Raw genomic sequence first — 19,610 nt, forward strand, 5'->3', positions numbered from 1 at the left:
AAATCATTGGGCGAAAAAGGCAGCCATTATAGGCACGCAGCAAGCAAACAGAAACACGAGAGGTGAGATGGCTGACGGATAGAATGCCCGGCGGTCGCGGGTAGACATGTCCATACAAGCCATTACAGACACACAAAACAACTGTAGGAGTGAGCCTGCTCGCGATGAGGGCCTTCCAGTCACCATTCTTGTGACTGTCAGACCTCTATCGCGAGCAGACTCACTCCTACAGGGGTACAGCGTTTTTACTTAGTGAAACAGTACCGCCGTCTTCTGCAGGGTCACCCACACACCCCACGCCAACGGAATACCGACCACCAGCCACGCAGCGATGGCCAGCGGCTTGCTGCCCGGTGCCGCTTTCCACTCAAGGACGGTGCTGGCATCAGCACCCTTGTCGTGGCCCAGCGCCTGTTCGGCCGCCAGTTCAGCGTCGGTCATGAAGTACTTGTCGGCCACCGGGCGCACCATCAGGTTGCACAGGAAGCCCAGCACCAGTAGACCGGCGAGGATGTACAAGGTGATGTCGTAAGCGGCGGCGCGTTCAACGCCGATGCTCAACTGATATTCACGCAGGTAGTTCACCAGTACCGGACCCAGCACACCGGCAGCAGCCCAGGCAGTCAGCAGACGACCGTGGATCGCGCCGACCATTTGCGTACCGAACAGGTCCGCCAGATAGGCCGGTACCGTGGCGAAACCACCGCCGTACATCGACAGGATGATGCAGAACGCAGCCACGAACAGCGCAACGTTGCCCAGATGACCCATGTTCGGAATCAGCGCGTATAGGGCAAAACCCAGGGCGAAGAACACGAAGTAGGTGTTTTTGCGACCCAGGTAGTCCGAGAACGAAGCCCAGAAAAACCGGCCACCGATGTTGAACAGGCTCAGCAGGCCGGTAAAACCTGCAGCAATCGCGGCGATCGAAGCCAGTTGACCGGCGTCAAGCTGACCGAACGGCACGTCAACGCCCAGCAACTTGCCGCCGAACACTTCCTGCAGCAGCGGCGAAGCCATGCCGAGGATGCCGATACCGGCAGATACGTTCAGGCACAGCACCAGCCAGACCAAGCGGAATTGCGGGGTTTTCCACGCTACGTTCACGTGCACGTGACGATTGGTGATCATCGCGTTCGACGCTTTCTTCGCCGGTGCGGTCCAGCCTTCAGGCTTCCAGCCGGTTGGCGGCACGCGGTAGGACAGTGCGCCACCGATCATGAACACGAAGTAGATTGCAGCCATGGCCACGAAGCTCTGCCAAACGCCCACGCCTTCGGGCGAAGCAAAGTGACTCATCAGCGCAGTGGCCAACGGTGCACCGACCATCGCGCCGCCACCGAAGCCCATGATCGCCATGCCGGTCGCCATGCCGCGCTTGTCCGGGAACCACTTGATCAGGGTCGACACCGGCGAGATATAGCCCAGGCCCAGACCGATACCGCCGATCACCCCGGAGCCGATCCACATCAGCCAGATCTGGTGGGTATAGATACCCAACGCCGAGATCAACAGACCGCCGCACCAGCACAGGGCCGAAACCACGCCTGCCTTGCGTGGCCCGGCATGTTCGAGCCAGCCACCCCAGATCGCTGCCGAGCAGCCGAGGAAGATGAAGAACAGCGTGTAGATCCAGCCGAGCATGGAGATCGGCCAGTCGCAGTTCGAAGAAAATACCTGTGCGATGAAGCTCATGTCCGGTGCGCAAGCCACCGGAGCGGTAACGCCCAGCGCCTTGGACAACGGCAACCAGAACACCGAAAAGCCGTAGGCCATGCCGATGCACAGGTGAATGGCCAAAGCGGCCGGTGGAACCAGCCAGCGGTTGAAACCGGGCTTGGCGATGATGCGTTCCTTGGACAGGAACGCAGGCTGGTCGGCGCGCAGGCCGTCCGCCGTGATGCTCGTGCTCATTGTGTATCCCCCAATTGTTAGTATGGTTCGCCAGCCACTGCTCACCCTCGGCCTTATGCACGCAGGCATGACCGTTTTTTTCAGGTGAAGCTCCTTGAAGGCGCGACGTTAAGTCGCAGACGGGCGGACGAACTGGCGAAGGTTACCATTCTCAGGTGACAGAAAAACCAAACTGATATCACCTTTTTTTCAAGTCATCTGTTCTCGTACCACTCAGGAAACGACCATGCCGATCACCGTCCAGGTGCTACAAGACGCCAGTTATCAGGATCAGCAGGACTTGCAGAAGATCTATCGCGACGCGCCGCCATGGCTGTTCGCGCCGTTTTCCGGCGACAGCGGACTGATCGAAAGCAGCCTCGCCGACGGCTCTTTGATTGCCGGGCGCTTCAACGATCGCTTGCTCGGTGCCGGGCGTCTGCAAAGGCACCACGATGTCTGGTACTTGTCCCATTTATGCGTACGAAAAGTTACCCGCCGTCGCGGAGTCGCCGAGCGGCTAGTGAACCAAGCGCAGGAAATGGCGTCGCAAGCGGGGGCCGAACTGCGCCTGCTCGCGCCTGCCGGGCAGATCGAGGCGCAAGCCCTCGCGGCCAAATTGCACATGACGCTGGACGTACTGGCAACAGGACGCCACAGCGAACCGGGCCATTGCAGCGCTATACTCCCCGGCTAAATTTACGAATTCGACTCACTACAAGGACTCGCCCATGAAAGCGTTCGGCAAAATCCTGGGTCTGGTGCTTCTCGGGTTGTTGCTGATCATCGTGGCGGCAGGCTTTGCCCTGACCCACCTCTTCGATCCCAACGACTACAAAGACGAGATCCGCCAGATAGCTCGCGACAAGGCCCACATCGAGCTGACGCTCAATGGCGATATCGGCTGGAGCCTGTTCCCGTGGCTCGGCCTGGAATTGCACGAGGCCAGCGTCGCCACCCTGGCAAAACCTGCCGAACCGTTCGCCGACCTGCAGATGCTCGGCCTGTCGGTACGCGTGCTGCCGCTGCTACGCCGCGAAGTGCAAATGAGCGATGTCCGCGTCGAAGGCCTGAACCTGCGTCTGAACCGCGACAAGAACGGTCACGGCAACTGGGAAGACATCGGCAAGGTGCCGGTTGCGCCTGGTACAACGCCGCCGGCCAAAACCGACGCGCCTGCCAGCGAACCGACCGTAGCCGTGGAAAAACCGGCGCAGCCGATCCGCCTCGACATCGACAGCCTGACCGTCAACAACGCCCGCGTTGAGTACACCGACGAGCTGACCGGCAAGCAATTCAGCGCCGAAAGCATCCAGTTGAGCACCGGCCCGGTCCACGACTCGACCAATATTCCGGTAAAAGCCACCGCGTTTCTCGGCACCAATCAACCGGTGCTGCGCGTGCGCACCGAGCTCAGCGGCGAGCTGCGCTTCGAACGGGCCGTGCAGCGCTACAAGTTCGAAGACTTGAAGCTGTCCGGCGAACTGGCCGGCGATCCGCTGCAGGGCAAGACCATGACTTTCTCGGCGCAGGGGCAGCTATTGCTGGACAAAGCAGCGAATGTCGCCGAATGGACCGGCATCAAGATTTCCGCCAACCAGCTGCGCGCCTTGGGCGAACTGAAAGCCAACGACCTCGACAAGACGCCGCAGATCAGCGGTGGCATTTCGATTGCCCAGTTCGATCTGGCGAAATTCGTCGACAGCGTCGGGCAGACTCTGCCGGCCATGGCCGAAGGCAGTCTGAGCAAGGTCGAACTGGTCAGCCGCATCGCGGCCACGCCCAGCAGCATCTCCTTCGACAACATCAACCTGAAGCTCGACGACAGCAGCATCAGCGGTCGCATTGCCGTAGAAGACTTCGCCAAGCAATCGTTGCGGATGATCCTCAAAGCCGACACCTTCAACGCCGACCGTTATCTGCCGCCGAAATCGGCACAGGCCAACAGCGCCACGCAAACGCGTCAGGCCGAAGTCGCCAGCACCGAGGCCGGTGCCGTCGCAGGCACCACGCCGCTGCCGGACAAACCGAGCAAAACCGCCTGGAGCACCGAGCGCCTGCTGCCAATCGAACGCTTGGCCAAGCTCGATGTAGACGCTGACCTTAGCTTCGGCCAACTGACCCTCGACAAGCTGCCGATCGACAACGCCGCGCTCAAGGCCAGCGGTCAGGGCGGCCTGCTGACCCTGACCAACCTCAGCGGCGATCTGTACAACGGTGGATTCGTCGCCAACGGCACGCTCGATGTGCGCCCGAGCGCACCGGTGCTGAATCTGCAGACCCGACTCAATCGCGTCCCCGCAGAAAAAATCATTGAAAGCCAAGGCAAGAATCCGCCGGTCAAAGGTCTGGTGACACTCACCAGCAGCTTTACCGGCAGCGGTAACAGCCAGCAGGCGCTGATCGATACGCTGAACGGCAATGCCAGTTTCGTCATCAACAATGGCGTACTGCTCAATGCCAACCTTGAGCAGCAGTTGTGCAAGGGCATCGCCACGCTCAATCGCAAGACTCTCAGCGGCGAGCCGCGGGGCAAGGACACGCCGTTCGAAGAACTCAAGGGCAACCTGACCGTGCGCAACGGCGTCGCCAGCAACCCGGACCTGAAAGTGCGCATCCCCGGCATGACCGTCAACGGTGACGGCGACATCGACCTGCGCGTCCTCGGGATGGATTATCGCGTTGGCATCATCGTCGAAGGCGACACCAGCGCCATGCCTGACCCGGCCTGCCAGGTCGGCGAAAAATTCGTCGGCGTCGAATGGCCGCTGCGCTGCCGCGGCCCGCTGGAACTCGGCGCCAAGGCCTGCCGCATCGACAATGATCGTCTCGGCCAGGTCGCGAGCAAAATGGCCGGCGACAAGCTCAGCGAAAAGATCGACGAAAAACTGGGCGACAAAGTCAGCCCGGAACTGAAGAACGCATTGAAGGGGCTGTTCAAGCGATGACAGCGGAGCAGTTTTCCAGCGCGGTGCTCGACTGGTTCGACCGCCACGGCCGCCACGATCTGCCTTGGCAACAGAACATCAACCCGTATCGGGTGTGGGTGTCGGAGATCATGTTGCAGCAGACCCAGGTCAGCACGGTGCTCAATTATTTTGATCGCTTCATGACCGCGCTGCCGACCGTCGAAGCGCTGGCCGCCGCACCCGAAGACGAGGTTCTGCATCTGTGGACCGGGCTGGGTTACTACACCCGCGCGCGCAATTTGCAGAAGACCGCGAAGATCGTCGTCAGCCAGTACGGCGGCGAGTTTCCACGCGACGTCGAAAAACTCACCGAACTGCCGGGCATCGGCCTGTCCACAGCTGGCGCCATTGCCAGCATCAGCATGGGCCTGCGCGCGCCGATTCTCGACGGCAACGTCAAACGCGTTCTGGCGCGTTTTACCGCGCAGGAGGGTTACCCCGGCGAGCCGAAGGTTGCCAAACAGCTGTGGGCCAACGCTGAGCGCTTTACCCCGCACGATCGGGTCAACGCCTACACCCAGGCGATGATGGATCTTGGCGCCACGCTCTGCACGCGCAGCAAACCGAGCTGCCTGCTGTGCCCGCTGGAGCGTGGCTGCGAAGCCCACATGCTGGGCCTGGAAACTCGCTATCCGATCCCCAAGCCGCGCAAAGCCATCCCGCAGAAGCGCACGCTGATGCCGATGCTCGCCAACGGTGAAGGCGCGATTCTGCTTTATCGCCGCCCTTCGACGGGTCTGTGGGGCGGCTTGTGGAGCCTGCCGGAGCTGGATGATCTGGACGATCTGCAACATCTGGCCGACCAACACTCGCTGACCATGGGCCAGCAGCAGGCGCTGCCAAGCCTTGTCCACACCTTCAGCCATTTCCAGTTGTCCATCGAACCCTGGCTGGTTCAGGTGCAGGAGGCCGCCCATCACGTGGCCGAGGCCGACTGGCTCTGGTATAACCTCGCCACCCCGCCGCGCCTGGGCCTCGCCGCCCCGGTCAAGACCTTGCTCGAACGCGCGGCCGCCGTCTTGAATGCAGGAGTATCGCCATGACCCGCACCGTAATGTGCCGCAAGTACAAAGAACAACTCGAAGGCCTCGAGAAAGCACCGTTCCCCGGCGCCAAGGGCCAGGACATCTACGAAAACGTGTCCGCCAAGGCCTGGGGCGACTGGCAGAAACACCAGACCCTGTTGATCAACGAAAAGCGCCTGAACATGATGAACGCCGAAGACCGCAAATTCCTTCAGGGCGAAATGGAGAAGTACTTCTCCGGCGAGGAATACGCCAAGGCCGAAGGCTACGTGCCGCCATCCGAATAACCCGGGGTTTTCGTAAGCGACGGAATTAATTTAAGAAATTTTCAAAAAGTCGTTGACGTAAATCCGAAAAACCCTTTTAATGCGCCCCGTTGCCCAGATAGCTCAGTCGGTAGAGCAGGGGATTGAAAATCCCCGTGTCGGCGGTTCGATTCCGTCTCTGGGCACCAAATACCGAAAACCCTGAATCGCAAGATTCAGGGTTTTTTTATGCCTGCGATTTAGTGAGGCTGGTTTCCCACCTCTTGATCCGCGCTACCATCAGCACCCCTTACGGAAGAGGGCTATCCCCGCGATGAACCAAAAACGAACGCGAGTCCCACTGCCCCATCCGCCGCCGCACCAGGAAGGTCTGGTGTCCAGAGGACTGGCAATCATGATTTGCCTGTTTCTGATCGGTACCGGCGCGCTGCTGGGCTACTCGGCCATCGACGGCGTTATCCACGAGACGATCACCACCGCCACGCGCGGCGGGCCGGCCAAGGTCTACACCCTCGCCGGGCAGCCGGGCATGTACTGGTTTCACGTTGTACTTCAAGGTCTGTTCGGCGTCTTGCTGCTGGCCGCAGGCCTGGCGTGGCAAAGACTGACGCGCATCGACAAACCTGCGGCCAGAACCCAACGCAAATCGCGTTCGCGTTAACGGTTGTCCTCAAGCGTACGAAATGGACTACAGACGTCAGCCCGGCAAAGCTTCGGTCCTCGGCAACGTCCTGCAATGGCAATCTCTTCTTCCTGCGGACTTCACCGTCTCCCCCGACATACTCAAACGGCGACAATCGTCATGCTTTTGCGTCTGTTCACCCTGACGCGGAAGACCCGATGAGCCAGCTAAAACCTGCTGACACGCAAGACCCGAAAATCGATTCACTGCTGGGCGAGTTGATTCGCCAGGCGCGGCAAAAAGTGCTGCGCGCGGTTGATACGATTCAAGTGCAGACGTGTTGGCAAATCGGCCGGCATATTGTCGAGTTCGAGCAAAAAGGCGCTCAGCGTGCGGGTTATGGCCAGCAGTTGCTGGCGCTACTGGCGAAAGATCTGACGGAGCAGTTCGGGAAGGGCTTTGATGCCTCCAACCTGCGCTACATGCGCCTCTTTTATCAGGCGTTTCCAATTCGTGACGCACTGCGTCACGAATTGAGCTGGACCCATTACCGCCGCCTGCTACGCGTCGAAAACGAGAAAGCGCGCCTGTGGTACATGAACGAATGTGCCGACCTCAACTGGTCAAGCCGTGCCCTTGATCGGCAAATCCTGACGCTCTATTACGAGCGCCTGCTCATGAGTCAGGACAAAACCGAGGTGGTCGAGGAAGCGACCACCAATATCAACGCAATGAAATGCAACCCACGGGAATTCATTCGCGATCCGGTCATGCTCGAGTTCCTTGGCCTGCCCTCGGCGGGAAAAGTCAGGGAAAGCGGCCTCGAACAAGCTCTCATCGATCACCTGCAAAGCTTTCTGCTTGAACTGGGCAAAGGCTTCTCCTTTGTCGCTCGGCAACAACGCATCAGCACTGACGGCGTTGATCTCTACATCGATCTGGTGTTCTACAACTACCTGCTCAAGTGCTTCGTGATCATCGACCTCAAACGCGGCAAACTCAGCGCCCGCGATGTCGGGCAGATGGACATGTATGTGCGCATGTACGACGAGCTCAAGCGCAGCGAGGGCGACAAGCCGACTGTCGGCATCATTCTGAGCGCCGAGAGCAACGACTCGGTTGCGCGCTATTCGATGCTCAAAGGCAATGAGCAACTGTTCGCCAGCAGTTACAAGACGATACTGCCGAGCGAAGAAGAGTTACGGGCCGAGCTGAACCGCGAACAGGCGCTGATTGAAGAACGCTTGCTCACCCAATCCCCTGAATAAACCGGCTGGATTGTTCACAGACAGCACTGAGACTATCGTTGGCGAATCTCCGTCGAGGTCGAGCGCCATGAGCAGTCAGCAAACAACCGAACTGGAAGACGCCGAATTGAGCCAACCGGTTCTGACTGCAAGCGAAGGTACTCCCTTCAACGAAATCGCCAACGACGGCTATGCACTCGGCGGTTTCACCTGGCGCCACACCTCGTCCGACCCCCAACGCCCGGTGGTCATCATCAACGCCGCCACGTCCGTGCGTTGCCGTCACTATTCGCGATTCGCGGCGTATCTGTTCAGCCATGGTTTCGACGTGATGACTTACGACTATCGCGGCATCGGCGAATCACGCAGCGAATCGATCAAAGGGCTGCCCGCCTCGTGGACTGATTGGGGCGCGCTGGATTTCCAAGCGATGCTCAAACGTGCGCAGCGGGAGTTTCCCGGGCAGCCGATCGATGTGGTTGGCCACAGTTTCGGCGGTTGCGCGGCGGGACTGGCTGAATCCGGGAGAGTGATCCGACGACTGGTCACCGTCGGCGCACAGTTCGCGTACTGGCGCGACTACGCTCCCGAACAGCGCTGGCGCATGTTCGGCAAATGGCATGTGGCGATGCCCTTGCTGACGCTGCTGTGTGGCTATTTCCCCGGCAAGCGCCTCGGCTGGCTGGAAGATACGCCAACAGGCGTTGTACGCGACTGGAGCACGCCTGCCGCGCGTTTCGAACAGCGCCCGAGCGGTCGCGCTCTGTTGCAGAAGACGGGTTCCCTACCCTTCGCCAACGTCCATGCACAAACCCTGGCCATCAGTATCAGCGACGACCCTTACGGCACGATCCCGGCCATCGAACGCCTGCTCGACTACTTCAGCAACGCGACAAAAATTCACCTGCGTATCGAGCCGCGGGACATCGGCGAACAACAAGTCGGACATTTCGCCTTTTTTCGCAGCGCATACCAAGCCACACTATGGCCCATCGCTCTGACCTGGCTGCAGACCGGCGCACTGGCCCCCGACACATCCGGCCGGCAAGTCCCGCGCAGCTGAGCCCTTCCCAACGCAAGACGGAACAGACCATGGCCTCCGCCAACAAGCAGCAAAAACGCGCCGCCCGGGCCAAGACCAAGGCCAGGCAGAACCGCACCAAACGCGCCGAGGCGCCGGTCGAACTGGACCCGAACGACGACCGCATCGACTTCGAATCGGTGGACCTCACCGAGCTGTTCAAGAAGATGATCGACGCCGAAAAGATCAGCCAGCAAGCGATGTGCAGCGCGTTCCTCGAAGACCCGCTGCTGGAACTGGTCTATGAGCAGGAAGGCGAAGAAGGCGCGATGGATTTCATCCTCGCCGCGCTGATCGAGTATCGCCAGTGGTCGCAGGAAACCGACGAGGCCGGCGCGCTGGCGTGGATCGAGTCCCCGGCCTTCCAGGCCGACTATGTGGCCGCGTCCGACGCGATCGCCGCGCAAACCCAACAGAAGAACTGAGTTCCCATGGCATCCCTGAACAAGCAACAGAAACGCGCCAAACGCGCCAAGGCCAAAGCCAGGCAAATCCGCATGGTCGGTCGTAAACCGCTGGATCAGGACGAAGACCTCGGCCACCTCGCCGAGCCGATCCCGGAATACACCCTGGCGATGTTCAGCAAAATGCGCGACGCCGAAGCCGTCAGCCGCAACGAGATGCTGCTGACACTGCTGCGCGAGCTGGCCTTCATCATCGTCGACCATCCTGAACTGCTGGACATGGAAAACGCCGACAACGAAGGCATGGCCGCCACCCACCTGGCCGCCGACATGCTGATCGACTACCGCATGTGGGCCGACGGCATGACGATCGAAGAGGCCCAGGCCTGGCTGAGCGAACCGCAGTTCATCACCGATTTCGGGGTGGCGCTGGATGCTTATGGCAAGTCGGTGGACTCGCCGGAAGAAAAGAGCGAATAAATCCTGCGCAAAAACAAAAACGGCCGCTCGTCATCCCTGACAGCGGCCGTTTTCACATCACGCGTTGCGACTCAGTTCAACACCACCGCACCACGTTTTTCCAGCTTGCGACGGCGCGATACCAGCAGGCCGGCAGCCACCACCAGCAAGCTCAGCAGGCCTGTGGCGAGGATTTCGACGCGATGGGCTTCCTGGAACAGCATGATGGTCAGGGCCGCGATGATGAAGGTGATCACCGCGTAAGTCAGGCCCGGGAAGAGCCACATGCTGAAGACGATGTTCTCGCCGCGTGCCACGCGCTGCTTGCGCATGCGCAGTTGCGAGAAGGCGATCACCAGGTACACCAGCAGGGCAATGGCGCCGGAGCTGGCCAGCAGGAATTCGAACACCGCAGCCGGAGCGACGTAGTTGGCGAAGGTGCAGAGGAACGCTGCGCCGGTCGACAACATGACTGCCCAGTAGGGCGTGCCGCTCTTGTTGGTGCGGGTCGACATGGCCGGGGCATCGCCGCGCTTGCCGAGCGAGAACAGCATGCGCGAAGACGTGTACAGCGCCGAGTTCAAGCAACTGGTCACCGCGACCAGCACGACGATGTCGACGATCATCTTGGCGTTCGGGATGCCCATGCGCTCGAGCACAGTCTGGTAGGAGCCGAGGTTGGCCAGCGTAGGATCGTTCCATGGCACCAGAGCCACGACAATGAAGATCGACACCAGATAGAACAGGCCGATCCGCCAGATCACCGAGTTGGTGGCCTTGGAGATCTGTTTGCCCGGGTCTTTCGATTCCGCCGCCGCGATGGTGACGATTTCGGTCCCCATAAACGAAAACATGGTGGTCAGGATCGCGCCCAGCACGGCGCCCATGCCATTGGGCAGGAAGCCGCCGCTGTCGAACAGGTGCGAAACGCCGCTGACCTGACTCGTCGGCAGGAAGCCGAAAATCGCCGCAAGGCCGAGGCCGATGAAGCCGATGATCGCCAACACTTTGATCAAAGCGAACCAGAACTCGAACTCACCGTAGTTTTTCACGCTGAAAAGGTTGGTCACGGTCAGCAGCAGGGTAATGACCAGAGCGAATGCCCAGATATCCACGCCCGGGAACCACGCGTGGAGGATGGTCGCTGCGGCGTTGGCTTCCAGTGGAATCACCAGTACCCAGAACCACCAGTACAACCAGCCGATGGTGAAACCGGCCCAATGACCGATCGCGCGGTCGGCGTAAGTCGAGAAAGAACCGGTGTCCGGCGAGGCGACGGCCATTTCGCCGAGCATGCGCATCACCAGCACCACCAACGTACCGGCAGCGGCGTAAGCCAGCAGCACGGCCGGGCCAGCAGCAGCGATGGCGTGGCCGGAGCCAACGAACAGACCGGCGCCGATCACACCGGCGATCGACAACATGGTCACATGACGCGGTTTGAGCCCCTGTTCGAGGCCATTGGAGCTTGGGGTACTGCTCATAGAGACTACCTTTGCAAGGAAAGCGGGTGCATCCGGCCGGTCTGAAAATTCTTTCTCGTAAAAAGAATCCAACGGGCTGTTCCTTATTCTGCACGCAATATTTACGCCAAAATGTTTCATACCCTTGGACGCCGGGGACTTGCGGTCAATGCCAGTGCTCGATGCAAGTCCTTGAGTTTAATGGCTATTCGCCAGAGCGTTACCCTGCGACTCACTTTCAGAACGAATCCACGCACCAGAAACACACAGAAAAAGCCCGCGACGCACAGAAAAAGGGCAAAACAAGAACGTTCGGCCGGATAGCGCTTCCAACACCCCGCCAAAGCTGGCAACATCGCGCCTTTTTTTACGCGACACCCACGGGCGGGCTTGATCAAACACCCGTTCGGTTGTTGATGGGGCGACAGTCTGCTGCGCCGATGCGACACCCTGCCACAGGCCACCCGATTACCGCTCGTAGCGCTGTTGGCTGCCATTGAAACGCTATGCTAGGTTGGCCGCTTCGCCTGGAAGGCCCGCCAACAGCAGAAGCGCAACATATATGAGGAACGCACATGGCTGAGGCCACGCCCGCGCTGGAAATCCGCAACTTGCACAAACGCTACGGACAGCTTGAGGTGCTCAAAGGCATATCGCTGACCGCCCGCGATGGCGACGTGATCTCGATCCTCGGCTCCTCCGGTTCCGGCAAGTCCACTTTCCTGCGCTGCATCAATCTGCTGGAAAACCCGCACCAGGGCCAGATTCTGGTGGCCGGCGAAGAACTCAAGCTCAAAGCCGCGAAGAACGGCGAACTGGTTGCCGCCGATGGCAAACAGATCAATCGCCTGCGTTCGGAGATTGGTTTTGTATTTCAAAACTTTAATCTGTGGCCGCATATGAGCGTGCTCGACAACGTCATCGAAGCCCCGCGCCGCGTACTCGGCCAAAGCAAGGCCGAAGCCATCGAAGTCGCCGAAGCGCTGCTGGCCAAGGTCGGCATCGCCGACAAGCGCCACGCCTATCCGGCGCAACTGTCTGGCGGTCAGCAGCAACGCGCGGCCATCGCCCGCACATTGGCGATGCAGCCGAAGGTGATCCTGTTCGACGAGCCCACCTCCGCGCTTGACCCGGAAATGGTTCAGGAAGTACTTAGTGTCATCCGCGCATTGGCCGAAGAAGGCCGCACCATGCTGCTCGTGACCCATGAAATGGGCTTCGCCCGTCAGGTTTCCAGCGAAGTGGTGTTCCTTCATCAGGGCCTTATAGAAGAGCAAGGATCGCCACAGCAGGTGTTCGAAAACCCGCTTTCGGCGCGCTGCAAACAATTCATGTCCAGCAACCGCTAACGGAGCAACATGCATGCAGAATTTCAAAAAGGTCTTCCTGGCTGCCGCCGTCACCCTGGCGTTCAGCGCCGGTGCCATGGCTGAAACCCTGAAGATGGGCATCGAAGCGGCCTACCCACCGTTCAACAACAAAGACGCCAGCGGCCAGGTGGTCGGCTTCGACAAGGAAATCGGCGACGCCCTGTGCGCGAAGATGAAAGTCGAGTGCACCGTCGTGACTTCCGACTGGGACGGCATCATTCCGGCCCTGAACGCGAAGAAGTTCGACTTCCTGATCTCCTCGCTGTCGATCACCGAAGAGCGCAAGGGCGCGGTGGACTTCACCGACCCGTACTATTCGAACAAGCTGCAATTCATCGCGCCGAAAAACGTCGATTTCAAAACCGACAAGGACTCGCTCAAAGGCAAGACCATCGGTACCCAGCGTGCGACCTTGGCCGGTACCTGGCTGGAAGACACCTACGGTGACGACATCAAGGTCAGCCTCTACGACACCCAGGAAAACGCCTATCTCGACCTGACTTCCGGTCGTGTCGATGCGATCCTCGCCGACAAGTACGCCAACTACGACTGGCTGAAAACCGACGCTGGCAAGAACTACGAGTTCAAGGGCGACCCGGTCGTCGAAAGCGACAAGATCGGCATCGCCGTGCGCAAGGGTGACAACGAACTGCGCAACAAGCTGAACGCCGCGCTGAAGGAAATCGTCGCTGACGGTACCTACAAGAAAATCAACGACAAGTACTTCCCGTTCAGCATCTATTGATCTGACCTGTGGGACTGGCGCCGTGACCAAGCGGCGCCGGCTCCCGACTTTGCCTGCCGCAATTTGAACAGAAATCCATGATTATCGACCTCTACGGATTCGGCCCGGCGCTTGCCGCCGGCGCGCTGATGACCGTCCAACTGGCCCTCACCGCCCTGTGCCTGGGCCTGGTGCTCGGCCTGCTTGGCGCCCTGGCCAAGACTTCCCCGTACAAGCCGCTGCAATGGCTCGGCGGCACTTATTCGACGCTGGTACGTGGCGTTCCGGAATTGCTCTGGGTGCTGTTGATCTACTTCGGTACGGTCAACCTGATGCGCGCCCTCGGCGAGTACTTCGGCAACCCCGACCTGCAACTCAATGCCTTCGCCGCCGGCGTGATCGCCCTGGGCCTGTGCTTCGGTGCCTACGCCACGGAAGTGTTTCGCGGCGCGATCCTCGCCATTCCCAAGGGCCATCGTGAAGCCGGCCAGGCCCTGGGCCTGTCGAAATGGCGGATCTTCACCCGCCTGATCATGCCGCAGATGTGGCGCATCGCCCTGCCCGGTCTGGGCAATCTGTTCATGATCCTGATGAAAGACACCGCGCTGGTTTCCGTGATCGGCCTGGAAGAAATCATGCGTCACGCGCAGATCGGCGTGACCGTGTCGAAACAGCCGTTCACCTTTTATATGGTCGCGGCCGTCATGTATCTGGGCCTGACGGTGCTGGCGATGACCGGCATGCACTTCCTGGAAAAACGCGCCGCCCGCGGCTTTGCGAGGAGCGCCTAATGAACTGGGAAGTGATCATCAAATGGCTACCGAAGCTGGCGCAGGGCGCGACCCTGACGCTGGAGCTGGTCGCCATCGCGGTAATCGCTGGCCTGCTGCTCGCCATTCCGCTGGGCATCGCCCGCTCTTCGAAGCGGTGGTACGTGCGCTCGCTGCCTTATGCCTACATCTTCTTTTTCCGTGGCACGCCGCTGCTGGTGCAGCTGTTCCTGGTTTATTACGGCCTGGCACAGTTCGACGCGGTGCGTGGAAGCGCGTTGTGGCCCTACCTGCGCGATCCGTTCTGGTGTGCAACCGTGACCATGACGTTGCACACCGCGGCGTATATCGCCGAAATCCTGCGCGGCGCGATTCAGGCGATTCCACCGGGCGAAATCGAAGCCGCGCGGGCCTTGGGCATGTCCAGACCCAAAGCGATGTTCTACATCGTCCTGCCCCGAGCCGCGCGCATCGGCCTGCCGGCCTACAGCAACGAAGTGATCCTGATGCTCAAGGCCAGCGCGCTGGCGAGCACCGTGACCTTGCTCGAGCTGACCGGCATGGCGCGCACGATCATTGCCCGCACCTATTTGCCGGTGGAGATCTTCTTCGCCGCCGGCGTGTTCTATCTGGTCATGGCCTACGTGCTGGTGCGCGGCTTCAAGCTGCTGGAGCGTTGGCTGCGCGTCGATGCCTGCCAGGGCCGCTGAATCTTCCGACGTACTGACGGGCGAGGCCCTACTCGCCCGCTTCAGTGCGCTGGATGCTTTTTTGGTTGAGCATCAGGCGTTGTGGAAGCCTCGACCGTTCACTCATCTTTCGCTTCCTTGGGAAGCGTCCTACCCCGAATTGGCTTCATGGCTACGCGGGCGATCACTGGACGACGCGGAGAACGCTCATAACCAACCTGCTGACCTTGCCGATGCGCCTGAGCCGTTCGCCTCATTGGCAAAGTTATCGGCTAAATTGAGCGCGGTCGGTTCGCTGCCGGGGCATGCGCTGGAAACCGCCGGCCATCGATTGAATGTCGATGTGCCGGGGCGCAAATGGCAACAGATCGAGGCGTTTGCCAGCCGCTTGGCTTTTTCATTGCCGCCGACGCATTGGCTGGACTGGTGTTCGGGCAAAGGTCATCTGGGCCGGCGGTTACTCAACGCAGGACAGCAACTGACGTGTGTTGAGTACGATCCTGCGCTGGTCGCCAGCGGTCAGGCACTCAGTCAGCGTCACCATTTGCATGCTCTGCATATCGAACAGGACGTGCTGGCGGCCGACGCTTCCGCCGTGTTGAACGTTGCCCACACCCCCGTCGCGCTCCACGCTTGCGGCGATCTGCACGTCCGCTTGATGCAACTGGCCAGCGCGGCCGGGTGCCAGCAGATGGCGATTGCGCCGTGCTGCTACAACCGCACCGTTCACAGCGAATATCAGGCATTGTCCTCCTCCGGCCTGAGATCTTTCCTAGGGTTATCGCTGGAAGATCTCGCCCTGCCGATGAGCGAAACCGTCACCGCCGGTGCACGAGTCCGACGCCAGCGCGACACGTCCATGGCGCGACGCCTGGCCTTCGACTTGCTGCAAAGGCAGCTGCGCGGTGTCGACGAATACTTGCCAATTCCGTCACTGCCGAGCGCTTGGCTGGATAAACCGTTCGCCGATTATTGCCGCGATCTCGCAGCCCTCAAAGACTTATCCACAGTTGACTCGATGGATTGGGAGAGTCTGGAAGCCGCCGGTTGGCAGCGTCTGGCCGAAGTTCGCAATCTGGAATTGCTGCGCGGGCTTTTCCGCCGACCGCTGGAGCTTTGGCTGGATCTGGATCGAGCGCTTTTTTTGGTCGAGCACGGCTATGTCGTGCGTCTCGGCACATTTTGCGAAACGGCGCTGACGCCGCGTAATCTGCTGCTCTTGGCCGAGCGCGGATAACAGCCCGCCAACCTGTGGATAACTCTGTTGATGAAATTCGCGTGGATCCAATATATCCGCCTGTTTCGACCCTTCTGCCGCCCTGGTCATTTTTTGTTCACATAAATAAAAAACCGGCAAAACAGCGATTTGCATACAAAATGAGAATGGGTGCTAGAAAACCGGCCTAAGCAGACAATCGAGGCTTCGCGTTGTGCATAAGACGCCAATCAAAACGGCATAACCGCCGAATTTCGGGCATGCAAAGCGAATAATTGCGAGCATCCGCCAGCCTTGCTATACAAAGCTTCACCGCCTCGCCGGCACATGCCTGAATAATAAATCGACCGACAGGAAGCGACCGTGACGTTCATCTCCTATGCACAGAACTTCGAAGACGTCCGCCTGTGGCGCGCGCTCAAGCAGTTCGAACACGGTTTCTACATCGACGTCGGCGCCAACGACCCGAGCCACGATTCGGTCACCAAAGCTTTCTACGACCATGGCTGGCATGGCATCAACGTCGAACCGATGCAGGATTACTACGACGCGCTCTGCCTGCAGCGCCCCCGCGACACCACCGTGCAATGCATCGCCAGCGACCAGCCGGGCGCCGTAACCTTCTACGGCATTCCAGACACCGGCCTGTCCACCGCCGACCCCGTCGTTGCCCAACAACGCAAAGACCTCGGCATGAACGTGCACAAGTTCACGGTCGAGGCCCGCACCCTCACCTCGATCTGCGAACAACACGCCGCCGACCGGCCCATCCACTTTCTCAAGATCGACGTCGAAGGCCACGAAGAAACCGTCCTGCGCGGCATGGACTTCAACCGCTTCCGCCCCTGGATCATCCTGATCGAAACCCCATGGCTGCGCGATCACACCTGGGAACACTTGGTCACCGACGCCGGCTATCAGTCCGTCATGTTCGACGGCCTCAACACCTGGTTCCTCGCCGACGAACACCTCAACCTCAAACCGGCGTTCGAAATTCCACCCTGCACGCTCGACAACTTCCAGCTCTGCCACGGCCACGCCCTCGCGCATCCGCTTAGCCCCGCCGTACCCGACACCGCCACACAGCTCGCCGAAGCCCTGCACCGCGCCGAACAGGCTGAAAGCCAACTGCACGCGCTGCAAAACAGCCGCACGGTTCGAGCCGTGCAAAAGCTGAGAAAAGTACTGCGCAGGGCCTGATTTGTGGCAACGCAAAAATAGTCTGAATTCAGGGGTTTACAGGATCTTCCCAATCGCTATAATCGTCGCCCACACGCCGGTATAGCTCAGTTGGTAGAGCAACTGACTTGTAATCAGTAGGTCCCGGGTTCGACTCCTGGTGCCGGCACCATATAAATCAAAGGCTTGCAGCGATGCAGGCCTTTGTTTTTTGTGTCACACGTAACAAGCCACGTAACAAGCGCCCGCTTTTGGAGTGTGACCATGGATTGGATGCAGTTTGTTTCGGCGATGGTGTCCGCCCTCGCGTGGCCGGCCGCAGTTGTTACGGTTGTTTGCCTACTTAAAAATCCCATTCTTGGGCTCATTCCCAAAATCCGCAGCTTCAAATACGGCGAGCTTCACGTCGATCTCACGGAAGAATTGAAGGCAGTCCAGGAAAGTCTTCCGGACAAGCCTCAATTACCTCCAAGTGATGAAAAAGCTCCCCAGCCAATTCCTGTTGCTCTTCAGCTTGCTGCGGTATCCCCACGCGGTGCCATCCTGCATTCGTGGCTTCAAGTTGAAGCGGCCGTAGAAAACTTGACCAACGAGGTAGGCGTCGCGTTTCCGGCGAAAACCAGCCCCTTCGTCAAAATGCGGACGCTGCTTGATGAGCAAGTAATAGACCCTCTCATGTACACAACCTTTGTACAGCTGTCGAAGGTCCGCAACGACGCGGTGCATTTGTCAGATCGGGAGATGGGGTACGAAGACGCCACGATGATGTGGGGTTCATGCTCCTGGCTGATAGAGCGACTGAATGCAGCGCTGCCGTTGACGAAAGACGAAGGTTGAGAGTGTGGTGAGTCGGCGAGTCTCAGAGCCCCGATTTCTTAAAGCCTACAGTGAGTGTCCACGCGTCAGATACCCACGTTACACGAGGCGGAAAAAAATTTAGGTTGACCCCTCGAAAGCCTGTCAGTTTTGTCAGATTCTAATCTAACTACTCTCTAACCCTTCTAATTCAAGCCTCTCAGCGACTTCGGTAGGTGTCAGAACTGTGTCAGCGACCTGTCAAAACCTGACAGAACAGCAGTGTCAGATTTCAACTGCTCAAGCCATTGATTTATAAGGGTTTTATTTTCTTGATGGCGAAACTGACACAAACATCCATCCCGAGTGTCAGACCTGAAACCCAGCAAATACGGGGCCTCCAGACGATTGGCTGACAGTTATCCATGATCTGACAGGGATTTGGGGGTCAACCTAAATAAACTTTAATCCGGCACCCCGAGGCTATTCTTCAAAATGCCCCTGCGCGCAGTGCTCGAGAAAAATAACCATGCCTAAGACAGCGTCCCAAGCAGCAGTACCCATCATCGAAGTAATCAAGCGCGGCGGGGCTTGGGAGGTGCATTGGGATTATCAGGAAGCACCCGAAAGCTCGATTCTGTTCCACCGCGGCGAATACCTGCGTGGCTATATCGACGGCACCATGGACGACTTGGACATTCACCCCGACAACGTGTGTTGTGCCAGCGGACAGACCGGAACCGTGAAGAAGCTGAACGAAGACCAGGCTGTGAGGTTGCGTGATGCTTTGAAGCGCGTGCTGATCCCGATAGTGACTAAGGAATTCACTCGCCTTCAGAACATGAACAACCTTCCTCACATTCGAATGATTGACGCTAAAGAGGCGTGAAATCATTGGAAATGGTGCGGTCCACCTACAAGCCCTGCCCCGCTTGGCTTGTAGGCGATTCTGCCTCCTCCTGCACGCAGCAGATCACCGCCTGAGAAAGAACGTGCGCGTTTTTGAAAACACACAGAATTCCCTGTTTTAAAAGATTCCGCCCAATGAAACCGGGCATTCGAGCTTTATCCCTTCCGTGCGCGCCGTTTGCGTAGCCGTGCAACCGCACTGCACTTCCCTGCAAAACTTTGCATTCTGTGAAATGGCCGATCTCCTGCAGAGCCCCACGGCCCGCCTGGGCTGCAGCTTCGTTTGCACTACATCCGCATTTGCACAAAAAAAGGACACAAAGCCCGTCGGCGGGAGGGGGATAAGTGCTTTTTCATCCGTTTTTTTATTAGGCAAGGGCTTTGCTTGGATTGCGTCCTCCTTCTGGCCGGGGACAAAGTCGTTTGAAACTCACCCTTGCCATCTCGGGCGATTACCCCACGAAGGATAAAAAAGACTGAGTTCGTTTGTGTTTATTTGTGTTGTGTACCGGAGATGGATGAGGAAAAA

Annotated in this window: 19 protein-coding genes and 2 tRNA genes; 19 read left to right on the forward strand and 2 right to left on the reverse strand. The window is 59.1% G+C overall.

The features are described from left to right. Nucleotides 1–249: 249 nt before the first annotated feature. Nucleotides 250–1,914 carry an OFA family MFS transporter gene (locus BLU24_RS26935; protein ID WP_093105992.1) on the reverse strand — a complete coding sequence of 555 codons (1,665 nt, stop codon included), beginning with the start codon at nt 1,912–1,914 and terminating at the stop codon, nt 250–252. 226 nt (nt 1,915–2,140) lie between these two features. Between BLU24_RS26935 and BLU24_RS26940 the strand changes: the two genes are divergently transcribed. The 10 genes from BLU24_RS26940 to BLU24_RS26985 all read left to right on the forward strand — a co-directional run bounded on the left by BLU24_RS26940 (nt 2,141) and on the right by BLU24_RS26985 (nt 9,987). Then, complete coding sequence (locus BLU24_RS26940) at nt 2,141–2,590, forward strand: acetyl-CoA sensor PanZ family protein (RefSeq protein ID WP_093105997.1); 450 nt, start codon at nt 2,141–2,143, stop codon at nt 2,588–2,590. 34 nt (nt 2,591–2,624) lie between these two features. Further along, the gene (locus BLU24_RS26945) at nt 2,625–4,841 is read left to right on the forward strand and encodes an AsmA family protein (protein WP_093106001.1); all 2,217 of its coding nucleotides are present in this window, start codon (nt 2,625–2,627) and stop codon (nt 4,839–4,841) included. Then, a complete protein-coding gene (mutY, locus tag BLU24_RS26950) occupies nt 4,838–5,905 on the forward strand; it encodes an A/G-specific adenine glycosylase (protein ID WP_093106005.1) in 1,068 nt (355 codons plus the stop codon). The genes BLU24_RS26945 and mutY overlap by 4 nt, the downstream gene beginning before the upstream one ends. Next, nucleotides 5,902–6,174 carry an oxidative damage protection protein gene (locus BLU24_RS26955; protein ID WP_093106010.1) on the forward strand — a complete coding sequence of 91 codons (273 nt, stop codon included), beginning with the start codon at nt 5,902–5,904 and terminating at the stop codon, nt 6,172–6,174. Before mutY ends, BLU24_RS26955 begins: the two co-directional genes overlap by 4 nt. Before the next feature lie 91 nt (nt 6,175–6,265). Continuing rightward, nucleotides 6,266–6,341, forward strand: a tRNA-Phe gene (locus BLU24_RS26960). 206 nt (nt 6,342–6,547) lie between these two features. Further along, nucleotides 6,548–6,814 (forward strand): hypothetical protein, encoded by a 267-nt coding sequence (locus tag BLU24_RS26965; protein ID WP_093106015.1) that lies wholly within the window; start codon nt 6,548–6,550, stop codon nt 6,812–6,814. A gap of 179 nt (nt 6,815–6,993) precedes the next feature. After that, on the forward strand, nt 6,994–8,043 hold the full coding sequence (locus BLU24_RS26970) for a PDDEXK nuclease domain-containing protein (protein ID WP_093106019.1): 1,050 nt from the start codon (nt 6,994–6,996) through the stop codon (nt 8,041–8,043). A 67-nt stretch (nt 8,044–8,110) separates the two neighbouring features. Further along, nucleotides 8,111–9,085 (forward strand): alpha/beta hydrolase family protein, encoded by a 975-nt coding sequence (locus BLU24_RS26975; protein ID WP_093106023.1) that lies wholly within the window; start codon nt 8,111–8,113, stop codon nt 9,083–9,085. 29 nt (nt 9,086–9,114) lie between these two features. Beyond that, entirely contained in the window at nt 9,115–9,528 is a 414-nt protein-coding gene (locus BLU24_RS26980) for a hypothetical protein (RefSeq protein ID WP_090280172.1), read from the forward strand. 6 nt (nt 9,529–9,534) lie between these two features. After that, nucleotides 9,535–9,987: a hypothetical protein gene (locus BLU24_RS26985; RefSeq protein WP_093106028.1), complete on the forward strand. Its 453-nt coding sequence runs from the start codon at nt 9,535–9,537 to the stop codon at nt 9,985–9,987. A gap of 71 nt (nt 9,988–10,058) precedes the next feature. Here BLU24_RS26985 and gabP read toward each other — a convergent pair whose 3' ends face one another. Continuing rightward, nucleotides 10,059–11,450, reverse strand: a complete 1,392-nt coding sequence (gene gabP / locus BLU24_RS26990) for a GABA permease (RefSeq protein ID WP_093106033.1) — start codon at nt 11,448–11,450, stop codon at nt 10,059–10,061. Nucleotides 11,451–12,004: 554 nt separating this feature from the next. Here gabP and BLU24_RS26995 point away from each other — a divergent pair. From BLU24_RS26995 to BLU24_RS27035, 9 genes are all read left to right on the forward strand, one after another. Continuing rightward, nucleotides 12,005–12,778, forward strand: a complete 774-nt coding sequence (locus BLU24_RS26995; RefSeq protein WP_039756564.1) for an ABC transporter ATP-binding protein — start codon at nt 12,005–12,007, stop codon at nt 12,776–12,778. Nucleotides 12,779–12,791: 13 nt separating this feature from the next. After that, nucleotides 12,792–13,544 carry an ABC transporter substrate-binding protein gene (locus tag BLU24_RS27000; protein WP_093106037.1) on the forward strand — a complete coding sequence of 251 codons (753 nt, stop codon included), beginning with the start codon at nt 12,792–12,794 and terminating at the stop codon, nt 13,542–13,544. 77 nt (nt 13,545–13,621) lie between these two features. Next, nucleotides 13,622–14,314 carry an ABC transporter permease gene (locus tag BLU24_RS27005; protein ID WP_093106042.1) on the forward strand — a complete coding sequence of 231 codons (693 nt, stop codon included), beginning with the start codon at nt 13,622–13,624 and terminating at the stop codon, nt 14,312–14,314. After that, the gene (locus BLU24_RS27010; protein WP_090288375.1) at nt 14,314–15,003 is read left to right on the forward strand and encodes an ABC transporter permease; all 690 of its coding nucleotides are present in this window, start codon (nt 14,314–14,316) and stop codon (nt 15,001–15,003) included. The genes BLU24_RS27005 and BLU24_RS27010 overlap by 1 nt, the downstream gene beginning before the upstream one ends. Next, nucleotides 14,984–16,219, forward strand: a complete 1,236-nt coding sequence (locus tag BLU24_RS27015; RefSeq protein WP_093106045.1) for a methyltransferase — start codon at nt 14,984–14,986, stop codon at nt 16,217–16,219. The genes BLU24_RS27010 and BLU24_RS27015 overlap by 20 nt, the downstream gene beginning before the upstream one ends. A gap of 342 nt (nt 16,220–16,561) precedes the next feature. Then, nucleotides 16,562–17,398: an FkbM family methyltransferase gene (locus BLU24_RS27020; protein ID WP_093106050.1), complete on the forward strand. Its 837-nt coding sequence runs from the start codon at nt 16,562–16,564 to the stop codon at nt 17,396–17,398. A gap of 75 nt (nt 17,399–17,473) precedes the next feature. Beyond that, nucleotides 17,474–17,549, forward strand: a tRNA-Thr gene (locus tag BLU24_RS27025). A 92-nt stretch (nt 17,550–17,641) separates the two neighbouring features. Next, the gene (locus tag BLU24_RS27030; RefSeq protein ID WP_093106055.1) at nt 17,642–18,214 is read left to right on the forward strand and encodes a hypothetical protein; all 573 of its coding nucleotides are present in this window, start codon (nt 17,642–17,644) and stop codon (nt 18,212–18,214) included. A gap of 487 nt (nt 18,215–18,701) precedes the next feature. Next, the gene (locus tag BLU24_RS27035) at nt 18,702–19,061 is read left to right on the forward strand and encodes a hypothetical protein (RefSeq protein ID WP_093106058.1); all 360 of its coding nucleotides are present in this window, start codon (nt 18,702–18,704) and stop codon (nt 19,059–19,061) included. Nucleotides 19,062–19,610: the final 549 nt, after the last annotated feature.

The organism is Pseudomonas sp. Z003-0.4C(8344-21), from assembly GCF_900104975.1.
In the GTDB taxonomy this organism is placed as follows: domain Bacteria; phylum Pseudomonadota; class Gammaproteobacteria; order Pseudomonadales; family Pseudomonadaceae; genus Aquipseudomonas; species Aquipseudomonas granadensis.

Excerpts from the sequence above, each read along its gene's own strand:
- BLU24_RS26935 (WP_093105992.1), bottom strand. The coding sequence starts at position 1,914 with ATGAGCACGAGCATCACGGCGGACGGCCTGCGCGCCGACCAGCCTGCG.
- BLU24_RS26940 (WP_093105997.1), top strand. The coding sequence starts at position 2,141 with ATGCCGATCACCGTCCAGGTGCTACAAGACGCCAGTTATCAGGATCAG.
- BLU24_RS26945 (WP_093106001.1), top strand. The coding sequence starts at position 2,625 with ATGAAAGCGTTCGGCAAAATCCTGGGTCTGGTGCTTCTCGGGTTGTTG.
- mutY (WP_093106005.1), top strand. The coding sequence starts at position 4,838 with ATGACAGCGGAGCAGTTTTCCAGCGCGGTGCTCGACTGGTTCGACCGC.
- BLU24_RS26955 (WP_093106010.1), top strand. The coding sequence starts at position 5,902 with ATGACCCGCACCGTAATGTGCCGCAAGTACAAAGAACAACTCGAAGGC.
- BLU24_RS26965 (WP_093106015.1), top strand. The coding sequence starts at position 6,548 with ATGATTTGCCTGTTTCTGATCGGTACCGGCGCGCTGCTGGGCTACTCG.
- BLU24_RS26970 (WP_093106019.1), top strand. The coding sequence starts at position 6,994 with ATGAGCCAGCTAAAACCTGCTGACACGCAAGACCCGAAAATCGATTCA.
- BLU24_RS26975 (WP_093106023.1), top strand. The coding sequence starts at position 8,111 with ATGAGCAGTCAGCAAACAACCGAACTGGAAGACGCCGAATTGAGCCAA.
- BLU24_RS26980 (WP_090280172.1), top strand. The coding sequence starts at position 9,115 with ATGGCCTCCGCCAACAAGCAGCAAAAACGCGCCGCCCGGGCCAAGACC.
- BLU24_RS26985 (WP_093106028.1), top strand. The coding sequence starts at position 9,535 with ATGGCATCCCTGAACAAGCAACAGAAACGCGCCAAACGCGCCAAGGCC.
- gabP (WP_093106033.1), bottom strand. The coding sequence starts at position 11,450 with ATGAGCAGTACCCCAAGCTCCAATGGCCTCGAACAGGGGCTCAAACCG.
- BLU24_RS26995 (WP_039756564.1), top strand. The coding sequence starts at position 12,005 with ATGGCTGAGGCCACGCCCGCGCTGGAAATCCGCAACTTGCACAAACGC.
- BLU24_RS27000 (WP_093106037.1), top strand. The coding sequence starts at position 12,792 with ATGCAGAATTTCAAAAAGGTCTTCCTGGCTGCCGCCGTCACCCTGGCG.
- BLU24_RS27005 (WP_093106042.1), top strand. The coding sequence starts at position 13,622 with ATGATTATCGACCTCTACGGATTCGGCCCGGCGCTTGCCGCCGGCGCG.
- BLU24_RS27010 (WP_090288375.1), top strand. The coding sequence starts at position 14,314 with ATGAACTGGGAAGTGATCATCAAATGGCTACCGAAGCTGGCGCAGGGC.
- BLU24_RS27015 (WP_093106045.1), top strand. The coding sequence starts at position 14,984 with ATGCCTGCCAGGGCCGCTGAATCTTCCGACGTACTGACGGGCGAGGCC.
- BLU24_RS27030 (WP_093106055.1), top strand. The coding sequence starts at position 17,642 with ATGGATTGGATGCAGTTTGTTTCGGCGATGGTGTCCGCCCTCGCGTGG.
- BLU24_RS27035 (WP_093106058.1), top strand. The coding sequence starts at position 18,702 with ATGCCTAAGACAGCGTCCCAAGCAGCAGTACCCATCATCGAAGTAATC.